Origin of the sequence: Pseudomonas sp. p50(2008) (assembly GCF_015351605.1) — a bacterium.
Taxonomy (GTDB): Bacteria; Pseudomonadota; Gammaproteobacteria; order Pseudomonadales; family Pseudomonadaceae; genus Aquipseudomonas.
Window position 1 is genome coordinate 399,575 of sequence record NZ_JACMYF010000006.1, and the last position, 19,715, is coordinate 419,289.

Sequence of the window (19,715 nt, forward strand, 5' to 3'; positions counted from 1 at the left end):
TGTGTGTGTGTTCCAAGGACATCCTTGGGTCAGATACGAAACTGTCCGACCAGCTTGCCCAACCGCTGTCCCAGGTCCGCAAGGCTGCGGGTGGTCTGCGCGCCGAGCTGGGTTTCGTCGGCGACGCTGTCCACGGCCACCGCGATCTGATGCACGCTGCGGTTGATCTCTTCGGCCACAGCCGTTTGCTCCTCGGCGGCGCTGGCGATCTGCGCGTTCATCGCGTTGATGGTGGCGATCAGTTGCGCCATGGTGTCCAGCGACGCACCCGCTTCATTGGCCTGAGCGCTGGTGCCGTCGCCGGCTTCGCTGGAGCGGCGCATGGCGTCCACGGCTGACTGGGTTCCGGCCTGCAAGCGGTCGATCATGCTCTGGATTTCCTGAGTGCTGATTTGCGTGCGACTGGCCAACGCCCGCACCTCGTCCGCCACCACTGCAAACCCTCGGCCCGCTTCGCCAGCGCGAGCCGCTTCGATGGCAGCGTTCAGCGCCAGCAAGTTGGTCTGATCGGCAATCGAACGGATCACACCGAGCACACTGACAATCGATGACACGTCTTTCTGCAAGCTATCGAGGGACACGCCGCTGCTGCGAATATCGTCCACCAACGCATGAATCTTGACGATGCTGCCAGCCACCACGCGCTTGGCCGCCTGGCCTTCTTCGTCGGTCTGCTGGGCTGCCACCGCCGCGTTCTGCGCGCTTTTCGCCACTTCCTGGGCCGCCGCCGACATCTCGTTGATCGCCGTGGCCACCTGGTCCGTCTCGTGGCGCTGACGTTCCATGGCCTTGTCCGAACGCTGGGCCTGATCGGACACCTGATTCACCAACCCGGTCAGTTGCGAAGTCATTTCGGTGATCTGCCGCACCAGCCCATGGATCTTGTCGACGAAGCGGTTGAACGAGCCGGCCAGTTCACCGAGTTCATCTTTGCTGGTGACGGTCAGACGGCGGGTCAGGTCGCCCTCGCCCGCCGCAATGTCGTCCAGGTTGGCTTTCATCAGGGTCAGCGGACGCAAGATGGTGTTGGCCAGCAACAGACCGGCGACGGCGATCACCAGCAACACCAGCAGCGCAATGCCGACAATGCTCAGCACTACGCCTTCCATCCGCTCGTGCACCTTGGCTTCGACCAGTGCAACTTGCGCTTCGATGCCATCGAGATTGACCGACGTGCCGACCGCCATGTCCCACTTCGGCAGGAATTCGGTATAGCCGAGTTTGGGCACCAGCACCTGACTGTTACCCGGCAATGGCGAGCTGTATTGCAGATAGTGGGTGCCATCCTTCGCGACCTTCACCAGGTCGCGGTTGACGTAGACGCCATTCGGATCGCGGTTGTCCTTGAAGCTCTGGCCGACGCCTTCCGGGCTGTTGGCCTTGAACAGGCGCACGGTGTTGGAGTCGTAGCCGAAGAAGTAGCCATCCTTGCCGTAGCTGATGCTCGACAGCAGCTTGACCGCCTGGGCCCGTGCCGCGTCATCGCCAGGGGCAGCAGCGTCGTAAAGCGGTTTGATCGCGGTCATGGCCACGGCGACGTAGCTTTGCAGGGTCGTCTTGGCGTCGCTGAGCAGACGCTGACGCGTTTCCTCGACTTCGTTGCGGGCCTGTTGCTGGAGAATGAACAAGGTGGTCAGGCTGATGACCAGCGCAAAGAGCAATACCGGGAGGACGGCAAGGGACAGGACTTTAGCCTTCAAGCTCATGCGCATGACGTTCACTCTTTTGATGTTATTGGCGTGGTTAAAGCTTTAACGGCACGCCAGGTCAAAAGTTGAATGCGGTCATTGTGGGAGTGTGGCTGTGTGGCTGTGTGGCGAGGGGATTTAGCGAGACGTCGCACCGCCCCGTTGGACTGCGCAGCTGTCCCATTTTGGGGCCGCTGCGCAGCCCAACGGGGATAAATCCCCTCGCCACACAGCCCCTGCATTGTAAGTCAGAGCACCATCGCCGCCACCCAGCCAAACGCCAGTAACGGCAGGTTGTAGTGCAGGAACGTTGGCACCACGGTGTCCCAGATATGGTGATGCTGGCCGTCGATGTTCAAACCGGAGGTCGGGCCCAGGGTCGAGTCCGAAGCAGGCGAGCCCGCGTCACCCAAGGCACCGGCCGTACCGACGATGCTGATGATCGCCAGCGGACTGAACCCCAGCTGCACGCACAACGGCACGAAAATCACCGCCAGGATCGGCACGGTGGAAAACGATGAGCCGATGCCCATGGTCACCAACAGGCCGACCAGCAACATCAGCAAGGCGCCAATGGCTTTGCTGTGGCCGATCCATGACGCCGAGGTTTCGACCAGCGATTGCACGTCCCCGGTAGCTTTGATCACTTCGCCAAAGCCGGACGCGGCGATCATGATGAAGCCGATCATGGCCATCATCTTCATGCCTTCGGTGAACAGGTCATCGGTGTCACGCCACTTGACGATGCCCGACACCGAGAAGATCAGAAACCCAGCCAGCGCACCGATGATCATCGAATCCAGCAGCAGCTGAATGACGAACGCGGCAACGATGGCCAGTCCCGCCACCATCAGGCTCAGCGGGTTGTATTGCACGGCCACCTGCTCGACCTGCTCGATCTTCCCCAGGTCGTAGACGCGTTTCTTGCGGTAGCTGAAGAACGCTACGGCGAGCCCGAACACCATGCCCAGCGCCGGAATACCCATGGCATGGGTAACGTTGATGCCGCTGATGTCCACACCACTGCGGGCGACGTTGGCCAGCAGGATTTCATTGAGAAAGATGTTGCCGAAGCCCACCGGCAGGAACATGTACGGCGTGATCAGGCCGAATGTCATGACACAGGCGATCAGCCGCCGGTCCAGTTGCAGCTTGGTCAGCACGTATAAAAGCGGCGGAACCAGCAAGGGAATGAAGGCGATATGTATCGGCAAAATGTTCTGCGAGGCAATGGCCACCACCCACAGCAAGCCGATCAGCAGCCACTTGACCCGGCCGCCCCCACTGGCGTGCTGGCGATCGACCATCGCCAGGGCCTTGTCAGCCAGCGCATGGGCCATGCCGGATTTGGCGATCGCCACGGCAAAAGCCCCCAGCAACGCATAGGACAACGCCACCGTCGCCCCGCCGCCGAGGCCGCTATTGAAGGCTTTCAGGGTGGCGTCGATGCCAAGGCCACCGGTCAAACCACCGACCAGGGCACCCACGATCAGTGCGATCACGACATGCACGCGGGACAGGCTGAGTATCAGCATGACGCCGACCGCGGCAATTACAGCATTAATCATCGTTACCTCAAGACAAGCGCAATGAGTTCAGCCGGCAGTCTGCAAAGAGCCGCCAGCGGATCATGAAATGGGTTTTATTAGAGGGCGCGCACTGTGCCGGACCGATGCCACCTTGTCAAAGCCAACACGACCGGCCTGGTCGCTGTAATGCCTGCCCGCCCTTTGTAGCAGGCTAAACGTGTACGTCTCTTGTAGCAGCTGGCGAAGCCTGCGTTCGGCTGCGAAGCAGTCGTAAATCCGGCTTGCATGGACTTCCTGATACACCGTGAGTTCTGATTTTACGACTGCTGCGCAGCCGAACGGTGCGGTGCGACGTTTCGATAAATCCCCTCACCACAGGCTTCGCCAGCTGCTACAGGGTTTGGTGTCGCTTCTTATTTATCTGAATGGATCAAGAATCCAAAATCACTGCCGTTATAGAGCAATGCCGCAGATATTTATCGAATAAGGACGTCTCCATGTCACTCAGACAACTTTCCATTCAATGGAAAATCACCCTGTTGGCCGGGCTTTGCCTGGCGGGCATCGTGACCCTGCTGGTGGGTCTTTCGCTGTATCGCATGGAGCACAGCTCCGCGTTGGTGAAAGCCTCGAGCATGGAGATGCTCAACGAAAGCGCCCAGGCACGGATCGAATCCCAGGGCGAAAACCAGGCGCTGGAGATTCGCCAGCAGTTCATGGACGCCTATCAATACGGTCACGGCTTTTCGCGTCAGGTGCTGTTTCTGCGCGACCAGGCCGAAAAACGCTTCCTCGACGCGTTCGATTTGCGTGAAGACCTGACCCGACAGGTCAAGTCGGCGCTGCAGGCCAACCCGGAGCTGCTCGGTCTGTCGCTGGTGTTCGAAGCCAACGCACTGGACGGCAAGGACGAACTCTTCGCCGGTCAGGCCGAATTGGGCAGCAACGACAAGGGCCGGTTCGCCCTGTACTGGTCGCAACCGACACCGGGCAAGGTCACGTCCATGGCGCTGCCGGAAAGCGACATGGCCGACACCAGTGCCGGCCCCAGCGGCGAGCCGGCCAACGCCTGGTTCACCTGCCCGCGCACCTCGCTCAATCCCTGCGTGATCGAACCGTATTTCTACAAGATCGACGGCCAGAACGTGCTGATGACCAGCATCGTTTTCCCTCTGATGGTCAACGGCAAGGTCATCGCCTCGCTGTCGGTGGACATCAACCTCAACAGCCTGCAAGCGATCAGTCAGGCCGCGAGCAAGAAGCTCTATGACGGCCAGACGAACGTCAGCATCATCAGCCCGGTCGGTTTGCTGGCCGGTTACAGCCCGGACGCCAGCAAACTCAGCCAGCGCCTGGACACGGTGGATACAACCAGCGGCGCAGAGCTGATCCGCAGGCTGGCCGGCAGCAGCAAGACCGAAAGCCTGCACAGCAACCAGCAATTGAAGGTTCTGGCACCGTTCCAGCCGATTCCCGGTGGAAAATCCTGGGGCGTACTGCTGCAAGTACCGGAAAAAGTCCTGGTCGGCCCGGCTGAAGCTTTGGAAAAACAACTCGACGACAGCAACACCACCGGCACACTGCTGGAGCTTGGCCTGGGTGTTGTCGCCGCGTTGATCGGCCTGTTGCTGGTGTGGCTGATGGCGCGCAGCGTGACCAAACCGATTCTGGGTGTGGCGCGCATGCTCGAAGACATCGCCAGCGGCGAAGGCGACCTGACCCGCCGCCTGGCCTACGACAAGCAGGACGAGCTGGGCCAGTTGGCCGGTTGGTTCAACCGCTTCCTCGACAAGCTGCAACCGATCATTGCCGAGGTCAAACGCTCGGTGCAGGACGCGCGCAGCACGGCCGACCAGTCATCCGCGATTGCGACACAAACCAGCGCCGGCATGGAGCAGCAGTACCGTCAGGTGGATCAAGTTGCCACCGCATCTCACGAAATGAGCGCCACGGCTCAGGACGTCGCCCGCAGCGCAGCGCAAGCCGCTCAGGCCGCGCGGGACGCCGATCATGCCACCCGCCGCGGCCTGACCGTGATCGACCAGACCACCACCAGCATCGACAACCTCGCGGCCGATATGAGCGCAGCGATGGTGCAAGTCGAAGGCCTGGCGGCCAACAGCGAGAAAATCGGATCGGTATTGGAAGTGATCCGTGCCATCGCCGAACAGACCAACCTGCTGGCGCTCAACGCCGCGATCGAAGCCGCCCGTGCCGGTGAAGCCGGACGCGGGTTTGCCGTGGTGGCCGATGAAGTGCGCAACCTGGCACGTCGCACCCAGGAGTCGGTGGAAGAAACCCGCCTGGTGATCGAACAGCTGCAAAGCGGCACACAGGATGTGGTGGGCTCGATGAACAACAGCCATCGCCAGGCTCAGGGCAGCGTCGAGCAAGTCGGCCAGGCCGTGACCGCATTGCGCCAGATTGGCGACGCGGTCACGGTGATCAGCGACATGAACCTGCAGATCGCCAGCGCGGCCGAAGAGCAAAGCGCCGTGGCGGAAGAGATCAACAACAACGTGGCGACAATCAGGGACGTGACGGAGTCGCTGTCGGGGCAGGCCAATGAATCAGCGCGGGTGAGCCAGTCCCTCAACAGCCTGGCGAATCAGCAGCAGGCCTTGATGGACCAGTTCCGGGTGTAACGCTCATTCCGGACTCACTGCAGTTCCCCATGTGGGAGTGAGCCTGCTCGCGATAGCGGAGTGTCAGATGGCAGAATTGTTACCTGACACTCCGCTATCGCGAGCAGGCTCACTCCTACAGGTTCTTCATCTCCTCGCAGATCAATGTCAGCGCTTGGGCAACTGAATCACCACCTTCAACCCGCCCCACTCGCTCTCCTCCAACCGCATCACCCCACCCCACGTATCCACGATGTCTCGCACGATCCCCAATCCCAGCCCATGCCCATCGGTCTGTTCGTCCAGTCGCGTGCCGCGGCTGAACACTTGAGCCCGCTGATCCTCGGGAATGCCCGGACCATCGTCTTCAACGCTCAACACAAATTCTGCCGCCGTCTCGACCACACTCAACCGCACCTCGGCATCTGCCCACTTACAGGCGTTATCCAGCAGATTACCCAGCAGCTCCAGCAGGTCTTCCCGATCCCAGGGCAACTGCAGCCCCTTGGGCGCGACATAGCTCAGGTCCAGGTGTTCACCGTGAATCATGTTGAGCGTGGCCAGCAATCCCGGCAATTCGGCATCGCAATCGAACAACGCCCCCGGCAGCGCGTCGCCGGACAATCGGGCGCGATTGAGTTCGCGGTTGAGACGTAGACGGACTTGTTCCAGTTGCTCCTGGAGTACTTTGCGCAATTGCGGGTGCGCATCGAGCTTTTCGCTCGATGCCAGGCTCAACAACACCGCCAACGGCGTTTTCAACGCATGGCCAAGGTTGCCCAGGGCATTGCGCGAACGCTTGAGGCTGTCTTCGGTATGAGCGAGCAAATGGTTGATCTGCGCCACCAGCGGCTCCAGTTCAACCGGCACCTGATCGTCCAGTTGCGAACGCTGACCCTGTTGCAACTGAGCGATCTGCTCGCGGGCTTTTTCCAGCGGGCGCAAGGCGCGGCGCACGGTGACCCGTTGCAACAGCAGAATCAGCAACAACCCCGCCAGACCGAGGCCCAAGCCCACTTGCTGCATGCGCAAAAAGCTGTCGCGCACCGGGGTGTAATCCTGGGCCACGCTGATGGAAATCGACTGCCCGAGCCGGCGATAGTCCGAGCGCAACACCAGCAACTGCTGCCCCTCCGGCCCCAATTGCAAATTGCTTTGCAGACCGGGCTGCTCAAGCCGCGGAAACTCCTGATCCCACAGCGAACGGGAGCGCCAATGGTTGTCGGCGAAGTCGATGCGAAAGTAATGCCCGGAATACGGCCGCTGATAAGCCGGCGACAAGTGTCGCTCATCCAGCTGCAAACCCTGAGGGCCACGCACCAGCGCTACCAGCAGGCTCTCGCTGTCGTTGCGCAGCCCGGCTTCGAGGTAGCGCTGCAAACCCATTTCGAACAGCCACAAACTGGTCTGCGCCAGCACCAGGCCGACGATCACCATCACGCTGATCAGTCCCAGGCTCAAGCGGCGCTGGATCGACCTCACTTGGCTTGCCCGCCGAACAGGTAACCCTGGCCACGGCGGGTTTCGATCACCGTGCGCCCGAGCTTGCGGCGCAGGTGGTTGACGTGGACTTCCAGCACGTTGGAGTCACGCTCGGTTTCACCGTCGTAGAGGTGTTCGGCGAGGTGGCTTTTGGAGAGGATCTGTTCGGGGTGCAGCATGAAATAACGCAACAGGCGAAATTCCGCAGCGGTGAGCTGGATGTCTGCACCGTCACGGGTCACGCATTGGCGACCTTCATCCAGATGCAGGCCTGCCGCCTTGAGCGTCGGCTGGTTGGCCTGGCCGTGGGACCGACGCAGCAGCGCCTGAATCCGCAAGTGCAGTTCTTCTGGATGAAACGGTTTGGTCAGGTAATCGTCGGCGCCGGCCTTCAGGCCTTCGATGCGTTCGGACCAGGACCCGCGCGCTGTCAGGATCAGCACGGGCGTCGCCAAACCGCCTGCGCGCCATTGCGCGAGCACGTCCAGCCCCGGCAAACCCGGCAGGCCGAGGTCGAGGATAATCAAGTCATAGGGTTCGCTGCTGCCCTGATACACCGCATCGCGACCGTCCGCCAGCCAGTCCACGGCATAGCCCTGGCGATTCAGTCCGGCCATCAGTTCATCGGCCAGGGGCACGTGGTCTTCCACGAGGAGCAAACGCATCGATCAATCTTCCTTGTCTTTCAGTAACTGGCCAGTACGGGCATCGAGGTCCAGTTCACGCACCACGCCTTCGGTGGTCAACAGTTCGACTTCATAAATGTAGACGTCGTGTTTTTCTTCAAGCTCCGCTTCCAGCAGTTTGGCGCCCGGATAGCGGTCCAGCGCCTGCTGCAAGAGCTGCTCAAGCGGCAGGATCACGCCTTGCTGGCGCAGGCGCAGGGCTTCGTCCTGATCCAGGTCGCGAGCCATGACCACCGAACACAAAACCAGAAGCGCCAGGCCTGCCCGGCTGGCGCTTCGACTGGAAAACAAATGCACCTTCATTACGTATCCTGATGATCCTTGAGAACCTGCCCGCTGACAGCGTCCAATTCCAGGTCCCAATCGAGACCTTGCGGGTCGCGCAGCTCAACCTGGTAGATGTACTTGCCGTACTCTTCTTCCAGCTCGGTCTCGGTGATGCTGGAGCCTGGGTGTTTGGTCAGCGCGGTGGCATTGAGCTTCTCGAAAGACACAATGGTACCAGCGTCACGCAGCCGCAGGGCTTCGTCGGGCCCCAGGTCGCGAGCGTGGGCGATGCTGGCCGTCATGCCGATAATGGATGCGGTGATCAGGGCCGTCAGGTTTTTCATGGGTGTCTCCGTGTTTTTTCGTGTATTGCCAACAGGGAGCCACCTTAGCGAGGTGAACTTAATTGAAACTGAATGGCCATCATCTCCTTCAGGGGAGCCCAACGAAATCTTCTATAATCCCGCCCGCCTGCCACGCACCGAGACCCGTATGACCGCCATCCACATCAAGTTCCCCTCCCTGACCCTCAAAGCCGGCCCGCGAGCCTTTGCGCGCATCCGGGAAAACGGTCTGAACGCCGCCGACGTGGGGACGCTGCCCGGTGCCGCCGGTGGCCCGAAGGCGTTGGGGATTCAAGGTCTGGACCTGGCGTTGTTCGGTGAATGGCTGCCCGTTGCGCCACGGGAGCGCTCGCTGATCGGCGCTTCGGTGGGTTCCTGGCGCTTCGCCAGCGCCTGCCTGCCAGACGCGGCCGAAGGCATCCGCCGCCTCGGCCATCTGTACACCGAGCAGAATTTCGACAAGGGCGTCACGTTGGCGCAGATCAGCCAGAGCTCGCGGCGCATGCTCGATGAACTGCTCGACGGCCGCGACGCTTCGATACTCGACAACGCGCACTACCGGCTGAACATCATGGTAGTCAAAAGCCATGGCCGACTGGCCGATGATCATCGCGGGCGACTGGGACTGGGCCTGTCGTCTGTGATTGCCGACAACCTGCGAGGTCGTTCGCGGCTTGCGCGACACTTCGAACGCCTGATCCTCCATGACCCGCGCCTGGCGCCTCCCGTGAATGCGCTGAACGATTTCCCCTCACGCTTTATCGCCCTGAATGCCGGCAATTTGCGCCAGGCCTTGCTCGCCTCAGGATCGATTCCGATGGTGATGGAAGGTGTGCGTGATCTGCCAGGCGCCGGCGCCGGAACCTTTCGTGACGGCGGGCTGCTCGACTATCACCTTGACCTGCCCTACAGCGGCAACGACATCGTGCTTTACCCGCATTTCACCGACCGCATCATTCCCGGCTGGTTCGACAAGACCCTGCCCTGGCGCCGGGCCTGCCCCAAGCGCCTGCAGGATGTGCTGCTGCTGGCGCCCTCGAAGGAGTACCTGGCACGCCTGCCTTACGGCAAACTGCCCGACCGCAACGACTTCAAGCGCTTCATGGGCGATGCCCCGAGCCGGCAGAAGTACTGGCGCGCGGCGATGGATGAAAGCCGGCGACTGGGTGACGAATTCCTCGAACTGACCGCCAACGGTCGCCTCGGCGAGCGCTTGCTGACCCTTTAGTCAGGACAAACTGATAAACTCGCCGCCTGCCCACATCGCCGCGGCGATCGCCACCTGACAGAGCTCAAAACACTGTGGAAATTTTCAAGGAATTTACGTTCGAATCCGCCCACCGCCTGCCCCACGTGCCGGAAGGCCACAAGTGCGGTCGCCTGCACGGTCACTCGTTCAAAGTGGCCATTCATTTGAGTGGCGATCTGGATCCGCACACCGGCTGGATTCGCGATTTCTCGGAGATCAAGGCGATCTTCAAGCCGCTGTACGAGCGTCTGGACCATAACTACCTGAACGATATCCCTGGCCTGGAAAACCCGACCAGTGAAGTACTGGCGAAGTGGATCTGGAACGAGTTGAAGCCATTGCTGCCGGAACTCAGCGCGATCCGCATCCACGAAACCTGCACCAGTGGCTGCATTTATCACGGCGAGTAAGCGTTCGAAAAAAAAGCGACCTGAATGCCAACACGTTAACTACGAAGATGCTGCAAGCATCTAAAAAAAACGCCCCGACTGTTCGGGGCGTTTTTGTCTGGATCTGTCGCGGTTATTTTGCCGCGATGCACTCCAGCTCCAGTCGTGCACCATAAACAAGCTGGGTGCCACCGAACGCACTGCGAGCGGGATAAGGTTTACTGAAGTAAGTTTTGTACACCTCGTTGAAGGCGGGCCATTCTGCTATATCGGCCAGCATCACTGTGCACTTGACCACGTCCGTCATTTCATAACCGTTGGATTCCAGAGCCGTTTTAATATTGTCCAATGCCTGACGTGACTCCGGTTCAATGCCACCTTTTACCAACTGGTCAGATCCTGGCTCGGCACCGATTGTGCCCGACATGAATAACAACTTCGTAGCGCTCACCTGGACGGCATCAGAGAATGGCAAGTTATACCGACCGGAATCGATAAACTCGACAGGCTTTGCGTCCTTGGCGCCATTGGGCCGATCGCCAACGTTCGCACATCCCGCCAGCAAGATGCTCATTGTTAAAATACTGCCAGTCATCCATGAAATCTTTTTCAAAGTTACGTGCTCCTAAACTCATTGGTGTCGGCGGAGTATGCCGACCGCTTCAATGAGAAATCAGGCCCTGGCAACACGTTGTGAAAGAAGTCCCCTGCAATCCTGAATATAGGAAAAAACGCCTCGCAAACCTGGACCTTTCCTACACCTTTGCCGACTTGAATTTCACGGGATAAAAAACGTCCGAAGCAGGCGGTTTTTTGCCTATGCTTTTGCTTCTCCCCCGCCAAGAGGACACGCGTATGGCTGACTGGCCGCTGCCTCAAACCTATCGCTTCAACGGACATTCCATCCGCTTCGCCGTGCGCGGCGACGGACCGCCCCTGGTGTTCGTGCATGGCACGCCGTTCTCTTCTTACGTCTGGCACCGTATCGCGCCGCACTTCATCGCTTCCCATCGGGTGCATTACTTCGACCTGCTGGGTTACGGGCAATCCGAGAAAATCGACGGCGATGTTTCCCTGGGTGTGCAGAACGACCTGTTGGCCCAACTGCTCGACCACTGGGGCCTGGCGTGCCCGGATGTGGTGGCCCACGATTTCGGCGGTGCCACTGCGTTGCGGGCGCATCTGCTCAATGGCAAGGATTACCGCAGCCTGACCCTTATCGATCCGGTAGCGCTGACGCCCTGGGGTTCGCCGTTCGTGCAGCATGTGCGCCAGCATGAAGCGGCGTTCAGCGGTGTGCCGGACTACATTCAGCGCGCCATCGTGCCGGCCTACATTCGCGGGGCGATCAAGCGCGAGATCACGGACGACGAACTCGCCCCCTACGTAAAGCCCTGGCTGGGGGATGAAGGGCAAGCGGCGTTCTATCGGCAGATCGCCCAGATGGACACGCGCTATACCCGCGAAGCTGAAACGCTCTACCCAACGATCCGCTGTCCGGTGCAGATCCTGTGGGGTGAAGACGATGAGTGGATTCCCATCGAGCGTGGGCGAGCGCTGCAACAGATGATTCCCGGTGCCCAGTTGCATGCCATCCCCAATGCCGGGCACCTGGTGCAAGAGGACGCGCCGGAGGCCATTGTTGCGGCGCTGCTCAGATTCCTGCCACTCCAGACTTCCCCCTGAACAAACTCAATCCTTTGTAGGAGCAAAGCTTGCTCCTACAAAGGATACGGAGTGTTCGAGTGCACCGCTTTTGTGCCCTCTGCCGCGCCAAATGACCAGCCTCGGCTATACATAACCAGACCAACGCCATTGGCACGACCACTGCAACACCCTCCGCGTCTTCCCCTCCAGCAAGGAACGCCCCATGACGCAGAACGCACCCGGCAACGACTATCCCCTCAGCGAAGTCCCGATGCATGCCCGTAAAGGCCTGGCCTCAACGGCCATGGTGTTGCTCGGCTTCACGTTTTTCACCGCCACCATGTTTGCCGGCGGCAAGCTCGGTGTGGCGTTCAGTTTCGGCGAAATGATGATGGTGATCATCGTCGGCAATCTGCTGCTGGGACTGTATGCCGCGGGACTGGGCTACATCGCCTTCAAAAGCGGGCTCAATTCGGTGTTGATGGGCCGGTTCTGCTTCGGCGAGGTGGGCAGCAAGCTCAGCGATCTGATCCTCGGTTTTACCCAGATCGGCTGGTACGCCTGGGGCACGGCCACGGCGGCCGTCGTACTGGGCAAGTATTTCGAGTTGAGCGACGGGACCGTGCTGGGTCTGATGGTGCTGTTCGGCCTGGGCTTCTGCGCCACCGCTTATGTCGGGTATCGCGGTCTGGAAATCCTGTCCTGGATCGCCGTGCCCGCGATGATGTTGCTGCTGATGCTGTCCATGTGGGTCGCCACGGTAAAAGTCGGCGGGCTCGACGGTTTGCTGGCCGTGGTGCCGACAGGCACGCTGGATTGGTCGACCGCGATTACCCTGGTGTTCGGCACCTTCGTCAGCGGCGCCACGCAAGCCACCAACTGGACGCGTTTTTCGCGCTCGGCCAGGGTTGCGGTACTGGCGAGTCTGATCGGTTTCTTCATCGGCAACGGCCTGATGGTGTTGATCGGCGCCTACGGGGCGATCGTCTATCAGCAACCGGACGTGGTTGAAGTGCTGTTGCTGCAAGGTTTTGCCATGGCAGCGATGGCCATGCTGCTGCTCAACATCTGGAGCACCCAGGACAACACCATCTACAACTTCGCCGTCGCCGGTTGCAACCTGCTGCGCACCGACCGACGCAAGACCGTGACCCTGGTCGGCGCGGTGATTGGCACCGCATTGGCGCTGCTGGGTATGTACGACCTGCTGGTGCCGTATCTGATTCTGCTGGGCACGGTGATTCCGCCGATAGGCGGCGTGATCATGGCGGATTTCTTCTTCCGCTACCGTGGTCAATATCCACGTCTGGCCGACACGCGTTTACCGGCGTTCAACTGGCCCGGCTTGAGCGCTTATGCGGTCGGCACGGTGGCCGCTTTCAGTTCGCCGTGGGTCGCACCGCTGGTAGGGATTGCCGCTGCCGCGCTAACGTATGTGCTACTGACCGGCGTTTTTGGTGCTCGAGTCGCCAACGCACCCTTACAAGATCTCTGAAAAAGGATTCGCCTGATGCACATCATCAACGCCCGCCTGCGCAACCAAGAAGGCCTGCATGAATTGCACCTGGAGAACGGCCTGATCAGCAGCATCGCGCGTCAGACCGAGGCGCCCACCCTGGGCCCCGACGATCTGGATGCCGGCGGCAATCTGGTGATTCCACCGTTCGTTGAGCCGCACATCCACCTCGACGCGACGCTCACCGCCGGTGAGCCGCGCTGGAACATGAGTGGCACGCTGTTCGAAGGCATCGAGTGCTGGAGCGAGCGCAAGGTCACGATCACCGAGGAAGACACCAAGACCCGCACGCGCAAAACCCTCCAGGCCCTGGCCGCCCACGGCATCCAGCACGTGCGCACCCACGTCGACGTCACCGACCCGCAACTCACGGCACTTAAGGCGATGCTCGAAGTGCGCGAGGAAAGCCGCCACCTGGTCGACATGCAGATCGTGGCGTTCCCGCAAGAAGGCATCGAGTCTTACCGCAATGGTCGCGAGCTGATGGAAGAAGCGATTCGCATGGGCGCCGATGTGGTAGGCGGGATTCCGCATTTCGAGTACACCCGCGATCAGGGCGTCAGTTCAGTGAAGTTCCTGATGGACCTGGCCGAACGCACCGGTTGCCTGGTGGACGTGCACTGCGACGAAACCGACGACCCGCACTCGCGCTTCCTGGAAGTGTTGGCCGAAGAGGCCCGCAGCCGCGACATGGGCTCGCGGGTCACCGCCAGCCACACCACGGCGATGGGTTCCTACGACAACGCGTACTGCGCAAAGCTGTTTCGTCTGCTCGGGCACTCGGGGATCAGTTTTGTCTCCTGCCCGACCGAAAGCATTCACCTGCAAGGGCGTTACGACAACTTCCCGAAACGCCGCGGCGTGACCCGGGTCAACGAGCTGCTCGAAGCGGGCATGAACGTGTGCTTCGGCCAGGATTCGATCGTCGACCCGTGGTACCCGCTGGGCAACGGCAACATCCTGCGGGTGCTCGAAGCCGGCCTGCACATCTGCCACATGCTCGGGTACCGCAACCTGCAAAGCGCGCTGGACCTGGTCACCGACAACAGCGCCAGGGCCATGGCATTGGGTGATCGTTACGGCCTGGAGCGCGGGCGGCCGGCGAATTTGCTGATCCTGTCGGCGGACAGTGATTACGAGGTCATTCGCAGCCAGGGGTTGCCGCTGTATTCGATTCGGGACGGGAAGGTGTTGGTGAAGCGGACAATGCCGGAGGTGGAATTTTTTGGTGGTCAGCTCTGAGATTTCCGTTGACCCGGCTGGCCCCATCGCGAGCAGGCTCACCCCCACACTGGATCTTCAGTGGACACAGGATTTGTGTACGCAAGCGATCCACTGTGGGAGTGAGCCTGCTCGCGATGGCAATCTCACCGTCAACCCATCAACTTCGCCGTACCAAACAACCTGACCCCGCTCAGCTCCCCACCAGACTCTTCAAGCAAAATCGGCGCCGTACCGCCCGGCATCACCACCTTCACTTCGCCAGCTGCCACCCAGCCCACCCGCCAGGCCGCACAGGCCACCGCACTGGCGCTGGTGCCCGACGACGCCGTCGGCCCTTCCCCACGCTCAAACACCCGCGCAACGATCCGCCCTTCGGCCTCCCGCATTGCCCATTGCAGATTGATCCCCGCCGGACAAGGCTCACCGGCACCGGTTGGCATGCCATAGGCGATGCGGGTCAGGCCATCGGACAACGGCGTTTCACGCATCTGCTCATTGCTCGGCAGAGCCCTAGCATCGTCAACGAGGGTCACGCAATGCGGATTGCCCACTCGCACGAACTGGCTGCGGGACCATGCCGGATCAAGCGCCGACAGCGGTTGCACATGATTGAGTTCACGGCCGTTGAACATCACCTCGCCTGCCCCGTGAGCACTCACCGCCCCCGGCCCGAAGGACGGTTTGCCCAGGTCCAGCCAGAAGCCCTGAACGCCGGCGACCTGTGCGATGCTCACCGACGTTTCACCCGGCGAAACCGTATCGGCCTTGTCGTGATGAACCCTGAGTAAACACGCCTCGTGTGCTGGAAAAAGCCCTTGATCGCTCAACGCCTGGGAAAAAATCGTCAACCCATTGCCACTGCGCTCGGCCAGCGTGCCGTCGGTGTTGACGATCAGCACATCGAAGGGTGGAACCGATTGAAACGGGCCGACCAGCAACCCGTCACAACGATGGTCCTTGCTGCCGGGCGGTTGCGTGCCCGGGGCCCAACCGCAGAATGCCTCGATGGCCGACAACGCCCAGTCCTCGCGACCGTGCGCGGCCTGCCCCGCATCGGCTGGCAAGTCGATGCCCTGCAGCCGAACGGCTTGCGGTGCCACCACCCCGTAGATATTGCCTCGTGCGTCGTAAAACGGCGTCATTGCGCTCCCCTGTATCCATCGTCGATGACCTCAACATATCGCGAAACAGGTGCGGGCTGTGCAAGGATGTCGTCCTGCCTGATCACACCCCTGGCGGACGCTCGCCGAACCCAACGGTCGAGTGACTGTCCCTTGGGGACGCAATGTTTTTTCCAAGGATTGATATGAGCAACCTCAACACCCCAGCCACCTTCGTTCCCGGACGCCTGGAACAAATGTCCACGCGCGTCGCTTTCTTCATCGCAGGTTTCGGCATCGCCGCCTGGGCGCCGTTGGTGCCGTACGCCAAGGCTCGCGCCGGGCTGGATGAAGGCACGCTCGGCCTGCTGCTGTTATGCCTGGGCGTGGGCTCGATTCTGGCGATGCCGCTGGCCGGGGTTCTGGCTTCGCGCTTCGGCTGTCGGCGAGTGACCATCGGCGGGACATTGTTGATCTGTGCGGCCCTGCCACTGCTGGCGACCGTGTCGTCGATACCGGGGCTGATCGCGGTGCTGTTCATGTTCGGTGCGGGCCTGGGCACGGTGGATTCGACCGTCAACCTGCAAGCGGTGATCGTCGAGCGGGCCAGTGGCAAAACCATGATGTCGGGTTTCCACGGGATGTTCAGCCTCGGCGGAATCGTCGGTGCGGCGGGTGTCAGCGCCTTGCTCGGCTTCGGGTTTTCGCCATTGACGGCGATGCTGGTGGTGGCTGTATTACTGCTGGTCGCGCTGTGCAAGGCCGCGCCGCACATGCTGTCTTACGGCAGTGAACGCTCGGGGCCGGCGTTCGCCATTCCCCACGGTATCGTGCTGTTCATCGGCGGGATGTGCTTCATCGTGTTCCTCGCCGAAGGCGCGGCGCTGGACTGGAGCGCGGTGTTCCTGGTGCAGGAACGCGGCATCGATACGGCGTATGCGGGGTTGGGTTACGCCGCATTTGCATTGACCATGACCGTGGGGCGTCTGACAGGCGACCGGATTGTCCGTCGTCTCGGCGCGACACGGGTGATGGTATTGGGAGGGCTGACGGCCGCCGCGGGCCTGTTTTTGGCCACGTTTGCGCCGAACTGGGAATTTGCTCTGGTGGGCTATGTGCTGCTGGGGGCCGGCTGTTCGAACATCGTGCCGGTGCTGTTTACCGCGGTGGGCAAACAGACGGTCATGCCCGAAAGCGTCGCCATACCCGCCATTACCACCCTGGGTTACGCGGGAATTCTCGCGGGACCTGCGGTCATCGGCTTCATCGCCCATGCCAGCAGCTTGAGTTTTGCCTTTGGTTTGATGGCGGTGCTGCTGGTGGCGGTGGCCATTGGTGGCAAGGTGTTGAAGGTTTAAAAGCATCGCGAGCAGGCTCACTCCTACAAGGAGTCTTCAGTGATCACAACATGTGTGAATAACAAAGATCCCCTGTGGGAGTGAGCCTGCTCGCGATAGCGGTGTGTCGAACACCACGATAGATCAGAACCCCACACTGGCCTGCAAAAAGAACGTCCGCGGCGCCCCCACATACATCCCCGCATTGTTATCGCTGGAGCGAGTGAAGTACTGCTTGTCGAAGATGTTCTTCACCCCGGCACCGACTTTCAGGTTCGACAGCGTCGCCCCAAAGTCATAACCGCCGCGCACGTTCCAGGTGACGTAGCCCGGAATGTCACCGTACTGACCGTCCGCCGTGCCTTCGGTGATGTAGTTGCCGCTGAAGCTGCCATCCGCGTTCACCGCAGTGCCCGGTGAGCGCTGTTTGGATTGGGCGAAGGCATCGACGTTCCAGGTCCAGCGATCGACGTCATAGCGCAGGCCGGCGGTCGCCACCTGGCGCGAATAGAACGGCAAGTCACGGCCCTTGAAGCCCGGGATTTCCCCTTCGTACACGGCGCGGGTATAGGTGAATCCGGCGTTGGCGCTCAGGCCTTCGAGCCGGGGATCCAGGGCAGCCATGTCGTAGTGCACCGAGGCCTCGAGGCCCTGGTGGGTCGTCGCCCCCAGGTTGGTCCAGCCCGCGTCATTGCTGATGTACTGCAGTTCCTTATCGAAGTCGATGTAGAACAGCGTCACCTCCCCGCCCCACACATCATCGTTGTAACGCGTGCCCACCTCGTAGGTCTTGGCCTTTTCCGGGTTCAGGCCGTTGGCCGTGTCGTCACCCGAACCGCCCTGGCCGAGCTGGAAATATTGCAGGCTGCCAAACGAGGTTTCGTAGTTGGCGAACAGCTTCCAGGCGTCGGACAGGTGATACATCACGCTCAAGGCTGGCAGAGGCTCGTTGCTTTCGATGCTGCGATTCTTCTCGGTCACCGGTCTGCCTGCGGTATCGAGCACCGGCCGATCATGCCAGTCAGTGCTGATGTGCTCGAAGCGAATGCCCGGCGTCACGGTCCAGTTGCCGACGTCGATCTTGTTATCGACGTACACGGAGTTGGCTTCAGTGCCGCCCGTACGGTCCTGATAGACGTGCCCGTCGGCACCCGGACGCACCACCGGCTCATTGCTGCCGTTAAGCCCCAGACGACTCGCCGTCTCGTGCATGCCTTCCTTCAGGTAGCGATAACCGACACTGACTTCCTGAGTGGTCGGGCCGACGTCAAACACGCGGGACACGCGCGGCTCGATGCCGAAGGTGTAGTACGTGCGCGGGAACGAGCCGAGGGTCTGCTGATCGCGAGCGGCAATGTTGCTGCCCCGGAAGCTGTCGGAGTAATAGGTCAGCACTTCGGCCTGGGTGCGGTCGTCGATCTGCCGGGCCCATTTGAACGAGACGTCCTTGCGGCGCCCGCTGAAGTTGTCGTTGTTGCGGTCGGACTGAAACGGATCGGCGTCGTACTGCGCCTGGGTCAAGCCACCGGGCATGTCGGCGCTGGCGTCGTAGTAGTGAAAGTTGAGGCTGAAATCATCGACATCGGTGGGCGCCCAATGGGTCTTGAGGATCACGTCGTCGATGTCGTTACCGTTGTTGCGCTCGCGGTACCCGTTACCGTTGACGCCCGAATACAACAGCGCCACGCCGATGCCGTTGTCTGCCGTGCCGCCGACAAACGCCGTATCGATGTGCTTCCAGCCACCGTGCCGGGAGGTTTCCAGGGTGGTGCCGATTTCAGCGGAGGCTTTTTCCGGGATGGCGCGGGTCACGAAGTTGATCACGCCGCCCACGTTCTGCGGTCCATAACGCACGGAGCCCGCACCGCGCACCACATCGATGCTGTCGAGGTTACCGGAGGAAATAGGGGCCATGGACAATTGCGGCTGACCGTAGGGCGCAAACGCGGCAGGCACGCCATCAATCAGCACGGTGGAGCGAGGCGACAGCCGCGATGTCAGGCCGCGCACGCCGACGTTCAGGGAAATATCGCTGCCGCCCGTGCCATTGGCGTCTTGCACTTGCACACCCGGCACACGCTTCAACACGTCGCCGACGGTCATCGCACCTTGCTCGACCATCGCTTCGCGGCGAATCACCGTCCGCGCACCCGGGTGGTTTTGCACCACGGCGGCATCGGCGTCACCGAGCCAGTCACCGACCACCTTGATGTCGGTTACGCCCAGCTCCAGCGGACCGTTGGCGGCGGAAGTCGGTGCCGGCGTCAGGGTCACCGAACCTTCATCGATCTGATACTCAAGGCCACTGCCCTGCAGCAACTGACGCAAGGCCTGCTCCGGCGAGAAGTTACCGTCCACGGCCGGCGCCTGTTTGCCGGCCACCAGTTCAGGACTGAAAAAAACCTGCAGCGACGTTTGCTGACCCAACTGACTCAAGGCCTGGCCCAAAGGCTGCGCCTGGATGTGAATAGCGTCGGCGGCGAATGCCTGGGGCAACGCCGAGCTGATGGCCAACGCGAGCGCAAGCCGCAGCCAGGAAGTTTTGTTGTTGTTAGCGATGGTTTTTTTCACGTCGAACGTTGTCCTGTGGATCGCAAGAGTGTGCGTTTGTTAATGCAAACCAGTTGCAGTTG

The 19,715-nt window shown here is 61.1% G+C and carries 16 protein-coding genes and 1 pseudogene; 7 read left to right on the forward strand and 10 right to left on the reverse strand.

What is annotated here, in order from left to right; translation table 11 throughout:
• Nucleotides 1–29: 29 nt before the first annotated feature.
• From H7698_RS31915 to H7698_RS19175, 3 genes and pseudogenes are all read right to left on the reverse strand, one after another.
• Nucleotides 30–851: a methyl-accepting chemotaxis protein gene (locus tag H7698_RS31915; protein ID WP_442966308.1), complete on the reverse strand. Its 822-nt coding sequence runs from the start codon at nt 849–851 to the stop codon at nt 30–32.
• Between the two features lie 36 nt (nt 852–887).
• Nucleotides 888–1,712, reverse strand: a pseudogene (locus tag H7698_RS31920) (cache domain-containing protein); the annotation flags it as partial.
• Nucleotides 1,713–1,936: 224 nt separating this feature from the next.
• A complete protein-coding gene (locus H7698_RS19175) occupies nt 1,937–3,253 on the reverse strand; it encodes a Na+/H+ antiporter family protein (protein ID WP_162440750.1) in 1,317 nt (438 codons plus the stop codon).
• A 461-nt stretch (nt 3,254–3,714) separates the two neighbouring features.
• On the opposite strand from H7698_RS19175, the gene H7698_RS19180 reads away from it, so the two are divergent.
• The gene (locus tag H7698_RS19180) at nt 3,715–5,862 is read left to right on the forward strand and encodes a methyl-accepting chemotaxis protein (RefSeq protein ID WP_194692467.1); all 2,148 of its coding nucleotides are present in this window, start codon (nt 3,715–3,717) and stop codon (nt 5,860–5,862) included.
• 147 nt (nt 5,863–6,009) lie between these two features.
• On the opposite strand, the gene H7698_RS19185 is transcribed toward H7698_RS19180, so the two are convergent.
• The 4 genes from H7698_RS19185 to H7698_RS19200 form a co-directional block, all read right to left on the reverse strand.
• Nucleotides 6,010–7,323 carry a sensor histidine kinase gene (locus tag H7698_RS19185; RefSeq protein WP_162440741.1) on the reverse strand — a complete coding sequence of 438 codons (1,314 nt, stop codon included), beginning with the start codon at nt 7,321–7,323 and terminating at the stop codon, nt 6,010–6,012.
• Entirely contained in the window at nt 7,320–7,988 is a 669-nt protein-coding gene (locus H7698_RS19190) for a response regulator transcription factor (RefSeq protein WP_194692468.1), read from the reverse strand. The genes H7698_RS19185 and H7698_RS19190 overlap by 4 nt, the downstream gene beginning before the upstream one ends.
• A 3-nt stretch (nt 7,989–7,991) precedes the next feature.
• Entirely contained in the window at nt 7,992–8,237 is a 246-nt protein-coding gene (locus tag H7698_RS19195; RefSeq protein WP_442966309.1) for a PepSY domain-containing protein, read from the reverse strand.
• 74 nt (nt 8,238–8,311) lie between these two features.
• Entirely contained in the window at nt 8,312–8,620 is a 309-nt protein-coding gene (locus H7698_RS19200; RefSeq protein WP_162440744.1) for a PepSY domain-containing protein, read from the reverse strand.
• A 148-nt stretch (nt 8,621–8,768) separates the two neighbouring features.
• On the opposite strand from H7698_RS19200, the gene H7698_RS19205 reads away from it, so the two are divergent.
• Together H7698_RS19205 and queD are read left to right on the forward strand one after the other, a co-directional pair.
• Nucleotides 8,769–9,848 (forward strand): patatin-like phospholipase family protein, encoded by a 1,080-nt coding sequence (locus H7698_RS19205; RefSeq protein ID WP_194692469.1) that lies wholly within the window; start codon nt 8,769–8,771, stop codon nt 9,846–9,848.
• A gap of 74 nt (nt 9,849–9,922) precedes the next feature.
• Nucleotides 9,923–10,279, forward strand: coding sequence for a 6-carboxytetrahydropterin synthase QueD (gene queD, locus H7698_RS19210; protein ID WP_019692825.1), 357 nt, complete (start codon nt 9,923–9,925; stop codon nt 10,277–10,279).
• A 112-nt stretch (nt 10,280–10,391) separates the two neighbouring features.
• Here queD and H7698_RS19215 read toward each other — a convergent pair whose 3' ends face one another.
• Nucleotides 10,392–10,871 (reverse strand): RidA family protein, encoded by a 480-nt coding sequence (locus tag H7698_RS19215; protein ID WP_208525761.1) that lies wholly within the window; start codon nt 10,869–10,871, stop codon nt 10,392–10,394.
• 242 nt (nt 10,872–11,113) lie between these two features.
• Here H7698_RS19215 and H7698_RS19220 point away from each other — a divergent pair, with 242 nt between their 5' ends.
• From H7698_RS19220 to codA, 3 genes are all read left to right on the forward strand, one after another.
• Nucleotides 11,114–11,944, forward strand: a complete 831-nt coding sequence (locus tag H7698_RS19220; protein WP_194692470.1) for an alpha/beta fold hydrolase — start codon at nt 11,114–11,116, stop codon at nt 11,942–11,944.
• Between the two features lie 184 nt (nt 11,945–12,128).
• The gene (gene codB, locus H7698_RS19225; protein ID WP_194692471.1) at nt 12,129–13,400 is read left to right on the forward strand and encodes a cytosine permease; all 1,272 of its coding nucleotides are present in this window, start codon (nt 12,129–12,131) and stop codon (nt 13,398–13,400) included.
• A gap of 15 nt (nt 13,401–13,415) precedes the next feature.
• Complete coding sequence (codA, locus tag H7698_RS19230) at nt 13,416–14,663, forward strand: cytosine deaminase (protein ID WP_194692472.1); 1,248 nt, start codon at nt 13,416–13,418, stop codon at nt 14,661–14,663.
• 131 nt (nt 14,664–14,794) lie between these two features.
• On the opposite strand, the gene H7698_RS19235 is transcribed toward codA, so the two are convergent.
• A complete protein-coding gene (locus tag H7698_RS19235) occupies nt 14,795–15,787 on the reverse strand; it encodes a diaminopimelate epimerase (RefSeq protein WP_194692473.1) in 993 nt (330 codons plus the stop codon).
• 164 nt (nt 15,788–15,951) lie between these two features.
• On the opposite strand from H7698_RS19235, the gene H7698_RS19240 reads away from it, so the two are divergent.
• The gene (locus H7698_RS19240; RefSeq protein WP_194692474.1) at nt 15,952–17,103 is read left to right on the forward strand and encodes an MFS transporter; all 1,152 of its coding nucleotides are present in this window, start codon (nt 15,952–15,954) and stop codon (nt 17,101–17,103) included.
• Between the two features lie 123 nt (nt 17,104–17,226).
• Here the strand turns inward: H7698_RS19240 and H7698_RS19245 are convergent, their stop codons facing one another.
• Nucleotides 17,227–19,653, reverse strand: coding sequence for a TonB-dependent siderophore receptor (locus H7698_RS19245; RefSeq protein ID WP_194692475.1), 2,427 nt, complete (start codon nt 19,651–19,653; stop codon nt 17,227–17,229).
• Nucleotides 19,654–19,715 lie beyond the last annotated feature (62 nt).